The organism is Citrobacter sp. 172116965 (genome assembly GCF_013458095.1).
Classification (GTDB): Bacteria; Pseudomonadota; Gammaproteobacteria; order Enterobacterales; family Enterobacteriaceae; genus Citrobacter; species Citrobacter braakii.
Map to the genome: position 1 here is coordinate 4,737,801 of NZ_CP046673.1, position 16,350 is coordinate 4,754,150.

A 16,350-nucleotide genomic window follows, 5' to 3' on the forward strand; every position below is an offset into this window, starting at 1 on the left:
ACATCACCACATAGAAAAACACAATAAAATATAACTATTCCCTATTCTGCTGTGAGGGAGAGGTAACCGGATTGTGTCCATTTTATCCATGGGAAAGCTTTTGATTTTCTCCCTCTTCTTTGAGAAGAGGGCCGCATAAAGGTCATCTTATCAGCCACAGGAGAATCAATGAAACGCTCAGCAATAAACGAAATCCTTGGCCACACGCGCCAGTTTTTCTCTCAGCACGACGTGCATCTCCCCCCTTTCGCCAGTTTCCCGCCGACCCAATGGCGCAAGCTTGATCCCGCCGCCTGGAGAGAAGTTTTCGACCTTAAGCTCGGTTGGGATGTCACCGCGTTTGGCGGCAACAATTTCGCCGCGCAAGGGTTAACGCTGTTTACCCTGCGTAATGGCTCGCCGAAAGGAATGCCTTACGAGAAATGCTACGCCGAGAAAATCATGCATGTTCGCGATGCTCAGGTCACGCCGATGCATTTTCACTGGCGCAAACGCGAAGACATTATCAATCGCGGCGGCGGTAATTTAATTGTGGAACTGTGGAATGCGGGGATCCAAGAACAACAGGAGGACAGCGACGTGAGCGTGGTGATTGACGGCTGTCGGCAAACCCATGCGGCAGGCAGTCAACTGCGCCTGACGCCGGGTGAAAGCATCTGCCTGCCACCGGGCCTGTATCACAGCTTCTGGGCGGAAGAAGGTTTTGGCGACGTGCTGGTCGGCGAGGTTTCTTCTGTTAATGACGACGACCACGATAACCATTTTCTGCAACCGATCGCCCGCTATAACGACATTGAAGAAGACGAACCGGCGCAGCTGGTGCTGTGTAATGAGTATCGCCTGTTCCGCTAACCAAGGAGCGCATTATGCCGTTGATATCTCTCGCCGATGGCCTTGCCCATGCCCGCGAGCACCGCTATGCCTTAGGGGCGTTTAACGTTCTGGACTCACACTTCCTGCGCGCGCTGTTTGCCGCGGCAAAGCAGGAACGTTCGCCGTTTATCATCAACATCGCCGAGGTGCATTTTAAATATATCTCGTTGGATTCTCTGGTCGAAGCGGTCAAGTTCGAAGCCGCGCGGCATGACATTCCGGTAGTGCTGAACCTTGACCACGGCCTGCACTTTGAGTCGGTGGTTCGGGCACTGCGCTTAGGTTTCAGTTCAGTGATGTTTGATGGCTCCACGCTGGAGTATGAAGAAAATATTCGTCAAACCCGCGAAGTGGTGAAGATGTGTCACGCCGTCGGCGTATCGGTGGAAGCCGAACTGGGCGCGGTGGGAGGCGATGAGGGCGGCGCGTTGTATGGTCATGCCGACGAGTCGCTATTTACCGACCCGATGATGGCGCGTGATTTCGTCGACAGAACCGGGATTGACGCGCTGGCGGTCGCCATTGGTAATGCACACGGCAAATATAAAGGCGAACCGGTGCTCGACTTTCCGCGTCTGGACGCCCTTCGCCAGCAGGCGGCGATCCCGCTGGTACTGCACGGCGGTTCCGGCATTAGCAACGACGATTTCAAGCGCGCAATTGAACTCGGCATTCACAAAATCAACTTCTATACCGGCATGTCGCAGGCGGCGCTGTCGGCAGTAGAGACAAGAATAGCGAATCGTCAGCCCCTGTACGACGAATTTGCCGAACTGCTGCTCGCCATTGAAGAGGCCATTACCGATACCGTTTCAGAACAGATGCGTATTTTTGGCAGCGCGGGACGGGTCTGATGGAACGCAGAGGCGTTATCGCCGCAGGCAACATGCTGGTCGATCATGTGCATCAAATTGTGCAGTGGCCGGAACGCGGCTGGCTGGCGGAAATCATCCGTAGCGAACGCGCGACGGGCGGTGCGCCTCTGAACGTACTGCTGACGCTGGCGAAAATGCACACCGGACTGCCGCTGCAGGCAGTGGGGTTAATCGGTCAGGATAGCGACGGCGACTACATCATGGCGATGCTGGAGCAGTATCATGTTAATCGCCAACATGTGCAGCGCACGACTTTCGCCCCCACGTCGATGTCACAGGTGATGACCGATCCCAGCGGTCAGCGCACCTTTTTCCACTCGCCCGGCGCCAACCGGCTGCTGGATCTGCTCGCTTTTGAGCAACTGGATACCTCGATGAAAATCTTCCATCTTGGCTATCTGCTGCTGCTCGACAGTCTGGACATGCCGGATGAGGAGTACGGCACGCGTAGCGCACGGCTGCTGGCGCAAATGCGCGACAACGGCTTTGAAACATCATTGGATCTGGTTTCACGCAAGGGCGACCCGCGCTATCAGCAGCTGGTGATGCCAGCCCTGCGTCATCTCGACTATCTGGTAATTAACGAGCTGGAAGCCGGGGAATTCAGCGGGCTGGAGATCCGCCTGCCCAACGGGGAGCTGCATATTGCGCACATCGCCACCGCTGCGCGCGAACTGCTGAATGCGGGCGTACGCCAGCGGGTGGTTATCCACTGTCCGGAAGGCGCCTGGGGTGAAGCGCCGGATCTGCCGGGCGTCTGGATCCCGTCACAGTATCTGGCGCCGGAGGAGATCGTTGGCAGCGTCGGGGCGGGAGATGCGTTTTGCGCCGGATTTTTGTATGGCTGTCATGAACGCTGGTCGCTGACGGACAGCGTCAGGCTGGCACACGCCTGCGCACGGGCCAGTTTGCTGTGCGCCAACGCGATAGACGGCGCGAAAACGTTGGCAGAGTTAAAAGCCGATATAGCGTCCTTGTAAGCCGGATAAGACGTTTACGCCGCCTTATCATGATGCTGAACGTCGGCGGCAAACACATAGCCCAGCCCGCGCAGGGTTTTGATCAGCATCGGCTGATGCGGGTTGTTCTCTATTTTTCGCCGTAACCGCATGATTAGCACGTCAATGGTGCGGTCAAACACCTCAACGCTGTCGCTGCGCGTCAGTTCCAGCAGCTGTTCTCGGCTAAGTACCCGGCGGGCGTTTTGGGCCAGCGCCAGCAGCAGGCTGTATTCCCCCTGCGTCAACTCCACCTTCAGTTGCTGAGGATTATGTAACTGGCAACCGGCGGTATCGAGATGCCAACCGTTAAAAGAAAGCCCCGTGGTTTGCGGGCTGCCGCTTTCTGCCGTTAACACGCCGACGCGTCTGAGTACCGCCTTTACCCGCGCCACCAGCACCCGCGCATTGAACGGTTTACCGATGTAGTCGTCAGCGCCCATTTCCAACCCGACAACCACATCCGACTCGCTGCCAAGCCCAGTCAGCATCACCACCGGTAGTCCGGGTCTCATCTTTTGCACCTGCTGCAGCACCATCAGACCGTTAATATCAGGCAACATCATGTCCAGCAATACCAGAGCGATTTCCGGCTGAGTCTCAATGCAGCGCAGCGCCTCCTGCCCGGTGTGACATGCGGTCACTGCAAAGACGTGTTCGCTCAGCACATCCTGTAAAAGCGTGCAGACAGCGATGTCATCATCCACAACCAGTATGGCTGGCTTCATTGTTTTTCCCCATTTCTGGCCAACTTAAATGAGTGTGATTGATTCTGCACAGAGTGACAGCGATAAGGCACAAGGATGTGTGGGAAACATAACCTCGGTCACACTGCCGGGCCGTCACGTATTGGAGATTCGTCACGTCAAATATGACGACAGCCTGTTTTTCGTCAGGGTTTTGCGCAAAATTCGCCCGTAATATCGACTAATGCCCCTGATAAAAACATGGCATAAAAGATGCATAACTCAAGCGACAAGCGCGTATGCGTGATTTGATTAACTGGAGCGAGACCGATGAAAAAAGTCGTCACGGTTTGCCCATATTGCGCATCAGGTTGCAAAATCAACCTGGTGGTCGATAACGGCAAAATCGTCCGGGCTGAAGCGGCGCAGGGGAAAACCAACCAGGGTACCTTGTGTCTGAAGGGCTACTATGGCTGGGATTTTATCAATGATACCCAGATCCTGACCCCTCGTCTGAAAACCCCAATGATCCGTCGCCAGCGTGGCGGCAAACTGGAATCCGTTTCCTGGGATGAAGCGCTTGATTACGTCGCCACTCGTCTGAGCGCCATCAAAGCGAAGTATGGCCCGGACGCTATTCAGACGACCGGTTCATCTCGCGGTACGGGTAACGAAACCAACTATGTAATGCAAAAATTCGCGCGCGCCGTTATTGGTACCAATAACGTTGACTGCTGCGCTCGCGTCTGACACGGCCCTTCGGTTGCAGGTCTGCACCAATCGGTCGGTAACGGCGCAATGAGTAATGCTATCAATGAAATTGATAACACAGATTTAGTGTTCATCTTCGGGTACAACCCGGCGGATTCCCACCCGATCGTGGCGAATCACGTGATTAACGCTAAACGTAACGGGGCGAAAATTATCGTCTGCGATCCGCGCAAAATTGAAACCGCGCGTATTGCCGATATGCACATCGCGTTGAAAAACGGCTCGAACATCGCGCTGCTCAACGCTATGGGTCATGTCATCATCGAAGAAAAACTGTACGACCAGGCGTTCGTCGCCTCCCGTACCGAAGGATTCGAAGAGTACAGCAAGATTGTCGAAGGCTACACGCCGGAGTCCGTCGAAGATGTCACTGGCGTTAGCGCACAGGATATTCGTCAGGCTGCCCGTATGTACGCCACGGCAAAAAGCGCGGCCATCCTGTGGGGCATGGGTGTTACCCAGTTCTATCAGGGTGTGGAAACCGTGCGTTCACTGACCAGCCTCGCAATGCTGACCGGCAACCTCGGTAAGCCAAGCGTGGGCGTTAACCCGGTTCGTGGCCAGAACAACGTTCAGGGCGCATGCGACATGGGCGCGCTACCGGATACCTATCCGGGCTATCAGTATGTGAAAGATCCGGCTAACCGCGAGAAGTTCGCTAAAGCCTGGGGCGTGGAAAGTCTGCCTGCACATACCGGCTATCGCATCAGTGAACTGCCGCACCGTGCGGCGCATGGCGAAGTCCGCGCGGCGTACATTATGGGTGAAGATCCATTACAGACCGACGCTGAACTCTCCGCAGTGCGCAAAGGCTTTGAGGATCTGGAACTGGTCATCGTGCAGGATATCTTCATGACCAAAACTGCCGCTGCCGCAGACGTTATTTTACCGTCTACGTCATGGGGCGAGCATGAAGGCGTCTTCTCCGCGGCTGACCGTGGCTTCCAGCGCTTCTTTAAAGCCGTTGAGCCGAAGTGGGATTTGAAAACGGACTGGCAGATTATCAGTGAAATCGCCACCCGTATGGGCTACCCGATGCACTACAACAACACCCAGGAAATCTGGGATGAGTTGCGTCATCTGTGCCCGGATTTCTACGGTGCCACTTACGAGAAAATGGGCGAACTGGGCTATATCCAGTGGCCTTGCCGCGACACCTCAGAAGCCGACCAGGGTACGTCTTATCTCTTCAAAGAGAAGTTCGATACCCCGAACGGCCTGGCGCAGTTCTTTACCTGCGACTGGGTAGCGCCAATCGACAAACTCACTGAGGAGTACCCGATGGTGCTGTCCACGGTGCGTGAAGTCGGCCACTACTCTTGCCGTTCGATGACCGGTAACTGTGCGGCGCTGGCCGCGCTGGCGGATGAACCGGGCTATGCCCAGATCAACACCGCCGACGCAGCACGCCTGGGCATCCAGGATGAAGAGCTGGTATGGGTTAACTCGCGTAAAGGCCGGGTCATTACCCGTGCAGCAGTCAGCGATCGTCCAAACAAAGGCGCGATTTACATGACCTACCAGTGGTGGATTGGCGCATGTAATGAGCTGGTAACCGAGAACTTAAGCCCGATTACCAAAACGCCGGAGTACAAGTACTGTGCCGTTAACGTTGAACGCATTGCCGATCAGCGCGCTGCCGAGCAGTATGTCATTGATGAGTACACCAAGCTGAAAGCCAGCCTGCGCGAAAGCGCGATGGGTTAGTCCGTTTACGTAACTGTTCTGCAACAGCCTCCGCCCGGAGGCTGTTTTTTTATCCATACGATCTCTTTATACTGTTCATTCCGTACCCTAAATAAAACTCAAAATGAAACAACTCATTGCATTGATGTTCTTTATGACATTCTTTGCCCATGCCAGTGATACTGAGCCAGGAAGCCAGTACTTACAGGCCGCTGAGGCAGGGGACCGTCGCGCACAGTACTTTCTTGCCGATACCTGGTTCAGTTCGGGCGATTTGAGCAAAGCCGAGTATTGGGCGCAAAAAGCCGCCGACAACGGCGATGCCGACGCCTGCGCGCTACTGGCGCAAATCAAAATTACGAATCCGGTCAGTCTGGATTACCCCCAGGCTAAAACGCTGGCGGAAAAAGCAGCCAAAGCAGGCAGTAAAGCGGGAGAACTTACCCTGGCGCGGATTCTGGTCAACACCCAGGCTGGACGTACCGATTACCCTAAAGCCATTACCTTGCTGCAAAACGCCTCCGAAGACCTGGAAAATGACTCCGCCGTCGACGCGCAAATGCTGCTCGGCCTGATTTACGCCAACGGCGTGGGCATTCCCGCTGACGATGAGAAAGCGACGTGGTATTTCAAACGAAGCTCAGCCATTTCCCGCACCGGTTATTCCGAATACTGGGCAGGGATGATGTTCTTAAACGGTGAACAGGGTTTTATCGTGAAGAATAAACAGAAGGCGCTGCACTGGCTGAATCTGAGCTGTATGGAAGGATTCGATACCGGCTGCGAAGAGTTTGATAAGTTAACAAACGGGTAATGATTTGCATTGCCGGATAGCGCTACGCTTATCCGGCAAGCTGTCATGAATTACTGATTAGCGGTCTTATCAAATCTACCCAGCACGTCGCGCTCATAGGCCAGCGCTTTCTTGCGGTCAAATTTGTGTTCCCACTTGGCGATAACCAGTACCGCCAGCGCATTACCCACCACGTTCAGCGCGGTACGCGCCATGTCGAGGATACGGTCAACACCGGCGATAAACGCCAGGCCTTCCAGTGGGATCCCCACGCTGCCCAGCGTAGCCAGCAGCACCACGAATGATACGCCCGGCACACCCGCAATCCCTTTCGAGGTCACCATCAGCGTCAACACCAGCACGATTTCCTGCCACAGCGACAGGTCGATACCGTACAGCTGCGCGATAAAGATAGCGGCGATACTCTGGTACAGAGTTGAACCATCAAGGTTGAATGAGTAGCCGGTCGGCACCACAAAGCTGGTGATTGAAGCGGGCGCGCCATAGGCTTCCATCTTCTCAATAATGCGCGGCAGCACGCTCTCGGAGCTGGCTGTAGAGTAAGCCAGAATCAGCTCGTCTTTCAGAATGCGGATCAGGATCCAGATGCTCAAACCGCAGATGCGCGCCACGATCCCCAGCACCACCAGCGCGAAGAACAGAATGGCGAAATGCACCAACAGCACCAGCTTCGCCAGCGGCCACAAGGAGGCAAAACCGAAGTTCGCGACGGTAACGGCAATCAGCGCGAAAACACCGACTGGCGCGTAGCGCATAACCATGTGAGTGACTTTAAACATGGTTTCGGAAATAGAGCGGAATACGGTAACCAACGGCTCGCGGTGAGTTGCCGGCAGGGAAGACAGACCTAAACCGAACAGCACCGAGAAGAAGATAATCGGCAGCATATCGCCTTTTGCCATCGATGCGACGATGTTGGTTGGCACCAGTGACAAAATTGTCCCCATCAGGCCATGCGCGTGGCTCTGTACTTCTGCGGTCGTGCTTTGATATTTCGAAATATCCACGGTCGCCAGTTGCGACATATCCACCCCGGTGCCTGGCTGGAACACATTCGCCAGCGTGATACCCAGGATAATCGCCACGGTGGTGATTACTTCGAAATAGATAATAGTTTTGGCGCCAATACGGCCCAGCTGTTTTGCATCGCCGACCCCGGCGATACCGACAACCAGCGTAGAGATAACAATGGGCACCACAATCATTTTGATCAGATGGATAAAGATATCGCCCGCCGGTGACAGCAGGTTTACAACCAGCCATTCACGGCTGTCACTATGGTAATGCAGGTAACTCCCCAGCAGAATGCCCAGCACCATAGCGATCAGAATCTGCCATGCCAGGCTGACTTTCAAATTTTTCATAACAACGGACTTCCTCGATGGAGCGCTATTCCACATGCGGTGTGTGGTAATAGTACATACTGAAAGGGTATGAATTGTGTTGCGTTCGTTTATGGAGTTTTTTAACGCTTATTATCATTATCATTTGCGTACTGTCTCGCGCAACCCTCCAGGAACAGAGCCTTCAGCTGAATTTATGCATAAAAATGCAATTTTATCGGGGTATTGATGAATAAGTTTTTGTTATAAAAGAATTTTAATATGTTCAAAAATGAAGAAGTCATGGCGTGAGTTTTTTTGCTCATTTGTTCGTTCGCCTGTTTTTTAAACAGGCCAAATGATACAAATCACAAAAGAAACAAATTTATTTTTGCCGATTCTGCAACAACTTCGCCATATTAATAGAGTCAATGAGCTGTGCCCGGTTCACCCTCGGCGAGTTTAAATCCATAACTTTTTGCCACACTGAAATGGCCTGGGCGTAATCTGCCTGCATAAACGCATCTGAGGCTAACAGCATCAGCGCAGTGACCTCTGTCGGGTCCAGCGCCAGAGCCTTATCAATCATCTCGCGAGTGGGCGGTGTCATATGCTGCCCGGCCTGGTAATACAATACCGTTGCCAGCGCTGAATAGATCTCAGCATTTTCACCCCCTACACGCAGCGCCTGCTCGTAGGCCAGCAGCGCATTATGATACGCGTTTTGCCAAAGATAGTACTCACCGAGTTGTGCCCATTTCACACCGTCCTGTGGATTAGCACGAATTTGCGATTGCAGCAAAAGCAGCTGTTTTTCCTGAACATTTTCATCAGTGAACGCATGTAATGGGTCCGCCAGCCGCGTCTGTTCCTGACGCACCGCCTGCCATTTTGGCGTCAACAGATAACCTCCGATGCAGGCCACAACCATCAGCACCGTCGCAGCGGTCAGCCACTTCACAGGGAGTGGGCGTAACGGCGCAGGGGAATGGGTGGACTGGCTCATTGCACATCCTCCTCTACGCGCTGACGCCTTCTCACCCGCCAGACCACCACGCCCACCAGCAATAACAACAGGCACGGCAACGCCCACAGCAGCAGCGTTTGCTCATTCAACGGCGGGTTGTAGCGCACAAAATCACCGTAGCGATCGGTCATCCACGTCGTTATCTCGGCTTCACTTTTCCCTTCCGCCACCATGCTATAAACCTGGTGGCGCATACTGACCGCTACCGGCGCATTGGATTCCAGCAAGTTTTGGTTTTGACACTGTGGACAGCGCAGTTGGCTGGCAATAGACAATGCTTTTTCCTGTTGTTGCGGGTTGGCAAAAGTCCATGTGTCCACAACCTGGGCATGTGTCGCGAAGGCGATGAAAAACAAAATGATAGCTAACAGTAAACATGTTCTGCCGGATGGCGCTGCGCTTATCCGACCAACAGTTTTCACACCCCGTTCGCCGCCATCCGGCAACACGTTGATTAGTTTATGCATCGCGCTTTCTCCCTCGCCATCCGCTCAGCAGCGCACCACAGACCATTAACAGTCCCCCGCCCCAAATCCAGCGCACGCCGGTCTGTACGTACAAGCGCATGGCATAACGGTCCGGTCCGGTTTTTTCGCCGATTACCGCATACCAGTCATGCATCAGATTCCAGCGGATCCCCGGCTCCATCATCTGTTGACGGCGCGCAGCATAAAAGCGTCTTTCGGACTGCAGGCTGCCAATGCGTTTCTCATTTTGCCACAGCGTGATTTGCGCTTTTTCACTGGTGTAGTTACCTTTTGCTTCCAGGTCGAGACGCTCAAAACGGAATCTATGGTCACTCCCGTTTTTGCAACACCGATTTTGACGACAAGTTGGCTTGCTTGAATCTATCCGGCGTCTGAATGGGATTTTATTCCCGCGCCTCGATGAGTTCCGCGCCTGATGAACCTCCAGAAAATATACGGCTTCAATGAGCCTTTCCGTTTTACAGGTTCCTCAACAGGCCGGTGGGCCGTTAGTATCATCAATATCAGTATTCGCAAAACCAGATGAATGATTGTTTAAACTGGTGTATTTCTGCCTTTATGCTTCGTAAGTTTGCTGTCGCGCCGTCAGTGCCCAGGCTATTCTGGCCAGCTTGTTTGCCAGAGCACAGGTGACGACAAAGTTGCTTTTCCGACACAACAACTCCCTGACCCAGTCGGCCAACTTGCCAGACTGGTGTTCCAGTTTTTGTATGAATACCCTGGCACACTGAACCAACAAAGTTCGGATCTTTTTGTTGCCCCGCTTGCTAATCCCTAACAATGTCGTCCGACCTCCCGTGCTGTACTGTCGGGGTACCAGCCCTGTTGCCGCCGCAAAGTCACGGCTGCTGGCGTACTGCTTCCCGTCGCCAATCTCAGTTGAAATAGTACTGGCAGTCAGCGTTCCAACGCAGGGAATACTCAGCAAGCGCTGTCCAACCTCATCTTCGTCCAACTTTCGTTTCAACTGAGATTCCAGATCTTTAATCTGCTCAACAAGATAGTGATAATGCTGTTGTAATTTCAGCAGTAACTGGCTGAGATAAAGAGGCAAACTACTGTCCTCAAGAAGGGTACTCAGTCGACTAATAACGGCAGCACCTCGCGGAACGCTGATACCAAATTCCAGCAGAAAAGCATGCATCTGATTAGTTGTTTTCACCTTATCCTGAACCAGGGATTCACGGACACGATGCAGAGCTCGCATTGCCTGCTGAGATTCGGTTCTGGGCTGCACGAAACGCATAGATGGACGTGATGCTGCTTCACAGATAGCTTCAGCATCAACGAAGTCATTTTTGTTGCTTTTAACGAATGGGCGGACAAATTGCGGTGATATCAGCTTTGGAAAATGCCCTAACTCTGCCAGCTTGCGTGCCATAAAGTGAGAACCGCCACAGGCTTCCATCGCGATGGTTGTTGCCGGGCATGTCGCCAGAAATTCGATTAGCTTTGGTCGGGTGAATTTTTTACGGTAAACGGCCTTCCCACGATGATCCTGACAATGAATATGGAAAGAGTTCTTACCCAGATCGATACCAATAAGCGCAATGTTTTCCATGATGGTTCTCCGAATGAAAGCCTGTCCTCAGCATAGTACTGGGAAGGAGGGAGTGACCATCTCATTAAATATAATCCGCCAGTTCCACCTGCTGCCCGGGGCTGAGATTCAGGCTTATCTCCTGACGACTACCGCTGGAAAAGACGATCCCAGCCGCAAACACCAGCACCCCGGCATGCGCCAGCAGTGCCGGAAGCTGGCAACGCACAGGCACTTTGCGGCTTCTGATCGTCGCCAGCACGATAACCAGCAGCATCAGCAGGCCAAAGGGCAGCGTAGCACGGTTAAAGTACGGTGCGCCCACGGAGAGCCGCCCCCAGCCGAACAACCCGTAAATCATCGGGTAAAGGGTGCCAATCAGCACAATCAGCAGCACCGCGTAAAAAAGTAATAGCGCGACCAGAATCAGCATCTCGCGCGACCAGCCGCCAAAACGCGCATTCTGGCGGACTTGCTGTCCCCGCCAGGCATACAGCCCGAGCGATGCCAGGCTCAATACGGTAAACAGCGCAAACAGCGGCGTGGCGCGGACGTTATCCAGCGCAAAAGCGTGCACGGAAACGAGAATGCCGGAACGCACAATCAGCGTCCCCAGCAGCGATAAAATCAGCGTGACGATCGCCAGCAGCAGCGACCAGTGGCGGAAGATCCCACGTTGGCGCGTGATGAACAGACTATGCAGCAGCGCACTGGCGGAAAGCCAGGGTAATAAGGAGGCATTTTCTACCGGGTCCCAGAACCACCAGCCCCCCCAGCCCAGCTCACAGTAGGCCCACCAGGAGCCGAGGATAATCCCCAGCGTCAGCGCACACCAGCCAGGCAGCGCCCAGCGCCAGCACACCCCGGCGCTCTGCGCATTAAAGTCACCGCGCAGCAGTGAGGCCAGCGCCACGCCTGCCGCCACCATCAAGCCACCGTAACCCAGGTACAGCAGCGGCGGATGGAGGATTAACCCGAGATGTTGCAGCATCGGGTTAAGGTCGCGCCCTTCAATGGCTGGCGGGAAGATACGCACGAACGGATCGGACCATACCACCACAAACAGCAGCAGCAGGGCCGTTATCAGTGCGAGGACGCTGAGCGTTAACGGAAACAGCAGGTCGGAATCACGCCGATAGCGCAAGGCGAACAGCGCGCTCCAGCCGGAAAGAAACAGCACCCACAGCAGCAGCGATCCTTCATGCCCGCCCCACACCGCCGCCAGTTTTAATCCCCACGGCAGCAGGCTGTAGCTATGCTGAGCAACGTAGACCACCGAAAAGTCGCTGGTCAGAAAGCAGAATATCAGAATGGCAAAGGCCAGCAGCAGCAGCGAAAACTGCGTCCACATGCCCACGCTGGCCAGGCGCATTACGCCTTGCCAGCGCTGGCGGACACCCACCAACACGGCAAGCGGGGTCAACACGTTGACCCCGAGGCTTAACAACAGTGCCAGAAAACCGGCTTCAGGAAGGAGAACGTCCAGATATCACCTTACGCAACGGTTAGCTGACCCGCATAGAGAATAAAAAAGCGCAGCAGCAGTACGCCGGTCAGGCTGGCGCCGCACACTGCCAGCACGCCATGAAACGTCGAACTGCGGTTGGCCCAAGGTTTTAGCAGCATCGGCAGTATCAGCCCAAGCCCGGCCACGCCCAGCCAGAACCACCAGGTCCAGAATCCACCGCCCAGTGCCGCCGCCAGCGCGCGCATTTTGCCGTCATCGCCCAGCGCCAGACCGACGAAAAACGCCGCCAGCAGGAAGATCTCCAGCCATACCACCGGGACTTCCATGCGATGCACAAAGTGCGCTTCGGTACTGTGCGGATTGCTACGATGACGTAACGCCATGGCGATCAGCGCCACCGCCGCGCCGGAGGAGATCCCGGAGAACAGAAACAGCACCGGCAGGATCGGGTTATTCAGGAACGGGTAGGATTTCAGCGCCGACAGCAGAAAACCGGTGTACGCCCCGAGCAGGACCGCCAGCACCAGCATTAACGTCTCCAGCGCGCGATGAAACGGCGCAATCAACGTCAGCATTTTCTGTACGATCCCTAATCGCGGCAGCCAGCGCTGTTGCAGAGCAATCACCTCTTTTTCAAAGATTTTTGCCAGCCACAGCACCAGCACCACCATGTACAACTGGAACAACATGACCCCCATCGACATCACCGAAGTGAAGCTGTAGTGGAACATCAGTTTCCAGAAGGTCCATGGACGCGTCAGGTGGAACACCAGAATCAGCAGACCGAAGATAATCGCCCCCGGCCCTAACACCAGCGTAGTGCGTAGCAGCGTGCTGTCAGAACCGCCCGCCTCCGGATGGAAACGACGCAGCAGAATCGCCAGCGTGACCAGTCCGGCGGAGATGCCAATCAGGAACAGATAGATGGCAATGGGCCAGTCCCACACCAGTGATTCAAAATGAAATGCAGAAGCGGATGTCATTGGCTCACCTCCCCAAATTTAAAGGGAACGCGGTAGACCTTCGGTTTTGTGCCCAACGCCAGCTTGTAACGGTAGGTGGTTTTCTGCAGCAACAAGCGGGAGATATCGCTGTTGGGATCGTCCAGATTACCAAACGTCAGCGCCTTCGTCGGACACGACTCAACGCAGGCGGGCTGCTTGCCCGCTTTCAGATTGGTTTTCCGACAGAAATCGCATTTATCCGCCGTTTTGCTAACCGGATGGATAAAGCGCACGCGATAAGGACACGCGGCGATACAGTACTGGCAGCCAACGCAAAGGTCCGGGTTCACATCCACAATACCGCTGGCGGCATCGCGATACGATGCCCCCGTCGGGCAGACGTCAACGCAGGGGGCATGGTCGCAATGCTGGCACGAATGACGGAAGAAGCGATACTTCACATCAGGAAACGTCCCCTGCGGCTCGCTGCGAATAATCGTCAGACGCGATACCCCTTCCGGCACGTTGTTTACTTCCCGACAAGCATCCATGCAAGCCGTACAGCCGATGCATAGTGACTCATCATGTACCATACCGTAACGTACGCCGTTGATGTTCAGCGTCTTCGCCACAACGCGTCCCGCCGTCCCGCTCACTGCCACCAGCGCGCCGACGCGGGTGATAAACTGGCGACGAGAGCAACTCATGGATGCTCCTTAAGCAACGGAACCGACGCCGGGTTAAAGTTCGGATTGTTACGCTGATCGCTGTGGCAATCGACGCAAATCTTGATCCGTCCTTTATCACTTAGCGTCTGCATCGTGTCTTGCTTCGGATGCAGTGAGTGACAGCTGGCACACGCCACTTTGGTTACGTGGACATCGTGTGGCCAGAACGCTTTTTGTAGCTGCTCAGGCAGGTGGCAGGACATACAGACGCTGTTCTGCTGTTCAACGTTGTACATCGGCTCATTAAAGCGCATCACATCCTTCACCCCTTCACGGTGGTTCGGTGACGGCTGGCCGTGACAGTTGGTGCAGGTGACCGGCAGTTTGTTATTCGGGTTGATGACTTCTGCATGCTTACCATGCATACCTTCGGTATCTGGCTTGTGACAATCCAGACAGGCGGCATCCGGATTACGCTGTTGGGTAACCGTCCAGCGTTGATCCGACTCCTGCGGCGTTGGCGTGGCAGTGATTCCACTCAGGCTCCAGAACAAGCCTGACGCCAGCACCCCAGCAGTTAATAACGAACGTAATACGCTCATATTCACTCCGTTGAGTTATCCGCCCCTGACGGGGCGAAATGGGGTTATTGGCTTAACAGACCGTTTTTACGCGCCTGATCTTCCCACTGCGGAATCACCGTTTTGATGAAGTCCTGCTTCTCAGCATTGATTTGCTGCATGTTCAGACCAATCGCCGCCTGGGCTTTCTCTTTGGTAGAGATATCCGGTAACGGGATTTCATGGGTGATGCCTTTAGTCGCCAGCAGACGGACCAGTTTGGTACGCGCATCGGCGGCTTTATCCATGGCGCTACCCAGCATCCGCAGACCCTCTTCCGGAGCGTGCATGTGAATACCGTGTGAGGCGATAGACAGGTCCCAGCGCCATTGTGCGTGACGGATATCTTCCAGAATCGGCTTCATTTCCGCTTCAGTCGCACCCGCATCCCATGCAGCTTTCGCTTCGAAGTGCGCATGAACCAGCTGATCTTCGACCTTGATTTTCAGGTCATGAATAGCCTGTTTACGCTCGGCGACCACTTTTTGCAGGGACGCTTTATCCTGGGTGTGACAGTTCGCACAGGTCTGAGCAAAGTTATCGAACGGGTTACCAATCTTATGGTCGGTGTAGATCTTGCCTTCCGCGTTTTGCACTTTCGGCATGTGACAGTCGATACAGGTCACGTTGTTCTTGCCGTGAATGCCCGCGCTCCAGGTTTCATATTCCGGGTGCTGCGCTTTCAGCATCGGCGTTTTCGACAGGGAGTTGGTCCAGTCAGAGAAGGCGATGGTGTCGTAGTATTTCTCCATGTTCTCGACTTTCATGCCCTCGTCCCACGGGAACTTAACGGCTTTGTTTTTACCGTCGAAGTAGTATTCCACGTGGCACTGACCGCAGACCATGGATTGCTGATCAAAGCGACCGGCTTTCTCAAACGGTTTGCCGATTGCTTCCATCGCGCGTTCTGCATAAGGACGCGACAGCGTCAGCTCTGGCTTGCCTTTGGCGAAGTCTGGTGACGCAGTGTTATGGCAATCTGCACAGCCGAGATTGTTAACAATTTCTGGACCGCCGCGCGCCCATTTACCATGGAAGTAGCCATCTTCACCGTCTTTCTGGATCAGACGTGCTACGTCCGGGCTTTTACAGCTCCAGCAGGCCATCGGCAGCGGGCCGTCTTCAGCCGTTTTTGGTGCGCCGGTACGTAAGGTTTCACGTACATCGGTCACGGCATAGGCGTGTCCACGCGGTTTGTTGTAATCGCGCGAGAATGGATATCCCGCCCACAGGATCACCAGACGCGGATCTTCTGCCAGCGCATCTTCACGGGCTGATTGCTCAGACGTGGCTTTCCAGGAGAGATATTGATCGGGATGCTGAGGAGCGAAGGTTTCATTCTTCGCTTCAACGGTGACGGTTTTTGCGGGTACAGGAGTTTGTTCAGCGTGAACAGCAGAAATAAATAATAAAGGTAATAACAGGCTGAAGAAACGGCGTACGCGTGATTTTATCCTTGCCATAGGGGTCTCATCCAGATGACGCCATTATCTGCAATGGCGGTTCTTTTATTGTTTTCCATAACAGCAACCACACGAATACTGTCATGACATTGCTCCACCCTATTTGT

General features: G+C 54.3%; 13 protein-coding genes and 2 pseudogenes. 5 read left to right on the forward strand and 10 right to left on the reverse strand.

All coding sequences use genetic code 11. The features are described 5' to 3' along the window. Nucleotides 1-168: 168 nt before the first annotated feature. The 3 genes from GPJ68_RS22980 to GPJ68_RS22990 are packed head-to-tail and all read left to right on the forward strand — an operon-like array spanning nucleotide 169 to nucleotide 2,728. On the forward strand, nucleotides 169-852 hold the full coding sequence (locus GPJ68_RS22980; RefSeq protein WP_104651966.1) for a D-lyxose/D-mannose family sugar isomerase: 684 nt from the start codon (nucleotides 169-171) through the stop codon (nucleotides 850-852). Nucleotides 853-866: 14 nt separating this feature from the next. Then, nucleotides 867-1,727 (forward strand): ketose 1,6-bisphosphate aldolase, encoded by an 861-nt coding sequence (locus GPJ68_RS22985; RefSeq protein ID WP_016155383.1) that lies wholly within the window; start codon nucleotides 867-869, stop codon nucleotides 1,725-1,727. Then, on the forward strand, nucleotides 1,724-2,728 hold the full coding sequence (locus GPJ68_RS22990) for a carbohydrate kinase family protein (protein ID WP_104651965.1): 1,005 nt from the start codon (nucleotides 1,724-1,726) through the stop codon (nucleotides 2,726-2,728). The genes GPJ68_RS22985 and GPJ68_RS22990 overlap by 4 nt, the downstream gene beginning before the upstream one ends. Nucleotides 2,729-2,742: 14 nt before the next feature. Here GPJ68_RS22990 and GPJ68_RS22995 read toward each other — a convergent pair whose 3' ends face one another. After that, entirely contained in the window at nucleotides 2,743-3,474 is a 732-nt protein-coding gene (locus GPJ68_RS22995) for a response regulator (protein WP_019077857.1), read from the reverse strand. Between the two features lie 288 nt (nucleotides 3,475-3,762). Between GPJ68_RS22995 and fdhF the strand changes: the two genes are divergently transcribed. Both fdhF and yjcO read left to right on the forward strand, forming a co-directional pair. Continuing rightward, complete coding sequence (fdhF, locus tag GPJ68_RS23000; RefSeq protein WP_082201324.1) at nucleotides 3,763-5,910, forward strand: formate dehydrogenase subunit alpha; 2,148 nt, start codon at nucleotides 3,763-3,765, stop codon at nucleotides 5,908-5,910. A gap of 103 nt (nucleotides 5,911-6,013) precedes the next feature. Continuing rightward, complete coding sequence (gene yjcO / locus GPJ68_RS23005; RefSeq protein ID WP_016155379.1) at nucleotides 6,014-6,703, forward strand: Sel1 family TPR-like repeat protein YjcO; 690 nt, start codon at nucleotides 6,014-6,016, stop codon at nucleotides 6,701-6,703. Nucleotides 6,704-6,753: 50 nt separating this feature from the next. Here yjcO and gltP read toward each other — a convergent pair whose 3' ends face one another. The 9 genes and pseudogenes from gltP to nrfA form a co-directional block, all read right to left on the reverse strand. Next, nucleotides 6,754-8,067 (reverse strand): glutamate/aspartate:proton symporter GltP, encoded by a 1,314-nt coding sequence (gene gltP / locus GPJ68_RS23010; protein WP_016155378.1) that lies wholly within the window; start codon nucleotides 8,065-8,067, stop codon nucleotides 6,754-6,756. A 343-nt stretch (nucleotides 8,068-8,410) separates the two neighbouring features. Next, nucleotides 8,411-9,031 carry a heme lyase NrfEFG subunit NrfG gene (nrfG, locus tag GPJ68_RS23015; protein ID WP_047357723.1) on the reverse strand — a complete coding sequence of 207 codons (621 nt, stop codon included), beginning with the start codon at nucleotides 9,029-9,031 and terminating at the stop codon, nucleotides 8,411-8,413. Next, a pseudogene (nrfF, locus tag GPJ68_RS25295) lies at nucleotides 9,028-9,847 on the reverse strand (heme lyase NrfEFG subunit NrfF); the annotation flags it as partial. The gene nrfG and the pseudogene nrfF, both read right to left, overlap by 4 nt. A 249-nt stretch (nucleotides 9,848-10,096) precedes the next feature. Continuing rightward, on the reverse strand, nucleotides 10,097-11,101 hold the full coding sequence (locus GPJ68_RS23030; protein WP_000427614.1) for an IS110-like element IS5075 family transposase: 1,005 nt from the start codon (nucleotides 11,099-11,101) through the stop codon (nucleotides 10,097-10,099). Between the two features lie 70 nt (nucleotides 11,102-11,171). Further along, nucleotides 11,172-12,566 (reverse strand): annotated as a pseudogene (locus GPJ68_RS23035) (heme lyase CcmF/NrfE family subunit); the annotation flags it as partial. A gap of 8 nt (nucleotides 12,567-12,574) precedes the next feature. Then, nucleotides 12,575-13,531, reverse strand: a complete 957-nt coding sequence (gene nrfD / locus GPJ68_RS23040) for a cytochrome c nitrite reductase subunit NrfD (RefSeq protein WP_016155452.1) — start codon at nucleotides 13,529-13,531, stop codon at nucleotides 12,575-12,577. Further along, nucleotides 13,528-14,199, reverse strand: a complete 672-nt coding sequence (gene nrfC, locus GPJ68_RS23045) for a cytochrome c nitrite reductase Fe-S protein (RefSeq protein ID WP_016155373.1) — start codon at nucleotides 14,197-14,199, stop codon at nucleotides 13,528-13,530. The genes nrfD and nrfC overlap by 4 nt, the downstream gene beginning before the upstream one ends. Then, the gene (nrfB, locus tag GPJ68_RS23050) at nucleotides 14,196-14,762 is read right to left on the reverse strand and encodes a cytochrome c nitrite reductase pentaheme subunit (protein WP_005132587.1); all 567 of its coding nucleotides are present in this window, start codon (nucleotides 14,760-14,762) and stop codon (nucleotides 14,196-14,198) included. The genes nrfC and nrfB overlap by 4 nt, the downstream gene beginning before the upstream one ends. 44 nt (nucleotides 14,763-14,806) lie before the next feature. Beyond that, nucleotides 14,807-16,243, reverse strand: coding sequence for an ammonia-forming nitrite reductase cytochrome c552 subunit (nrfA, locus tag GPJ68_RS23055; RefSeq protein ID WP_016155372.1), 1,437 nt, complete (start codon nucleotides 16,241-16,243; stop codon nucleotides 14,807-14,809). Nucleotides 16,244-16,350: the final 107 nt, after the last annotated feature.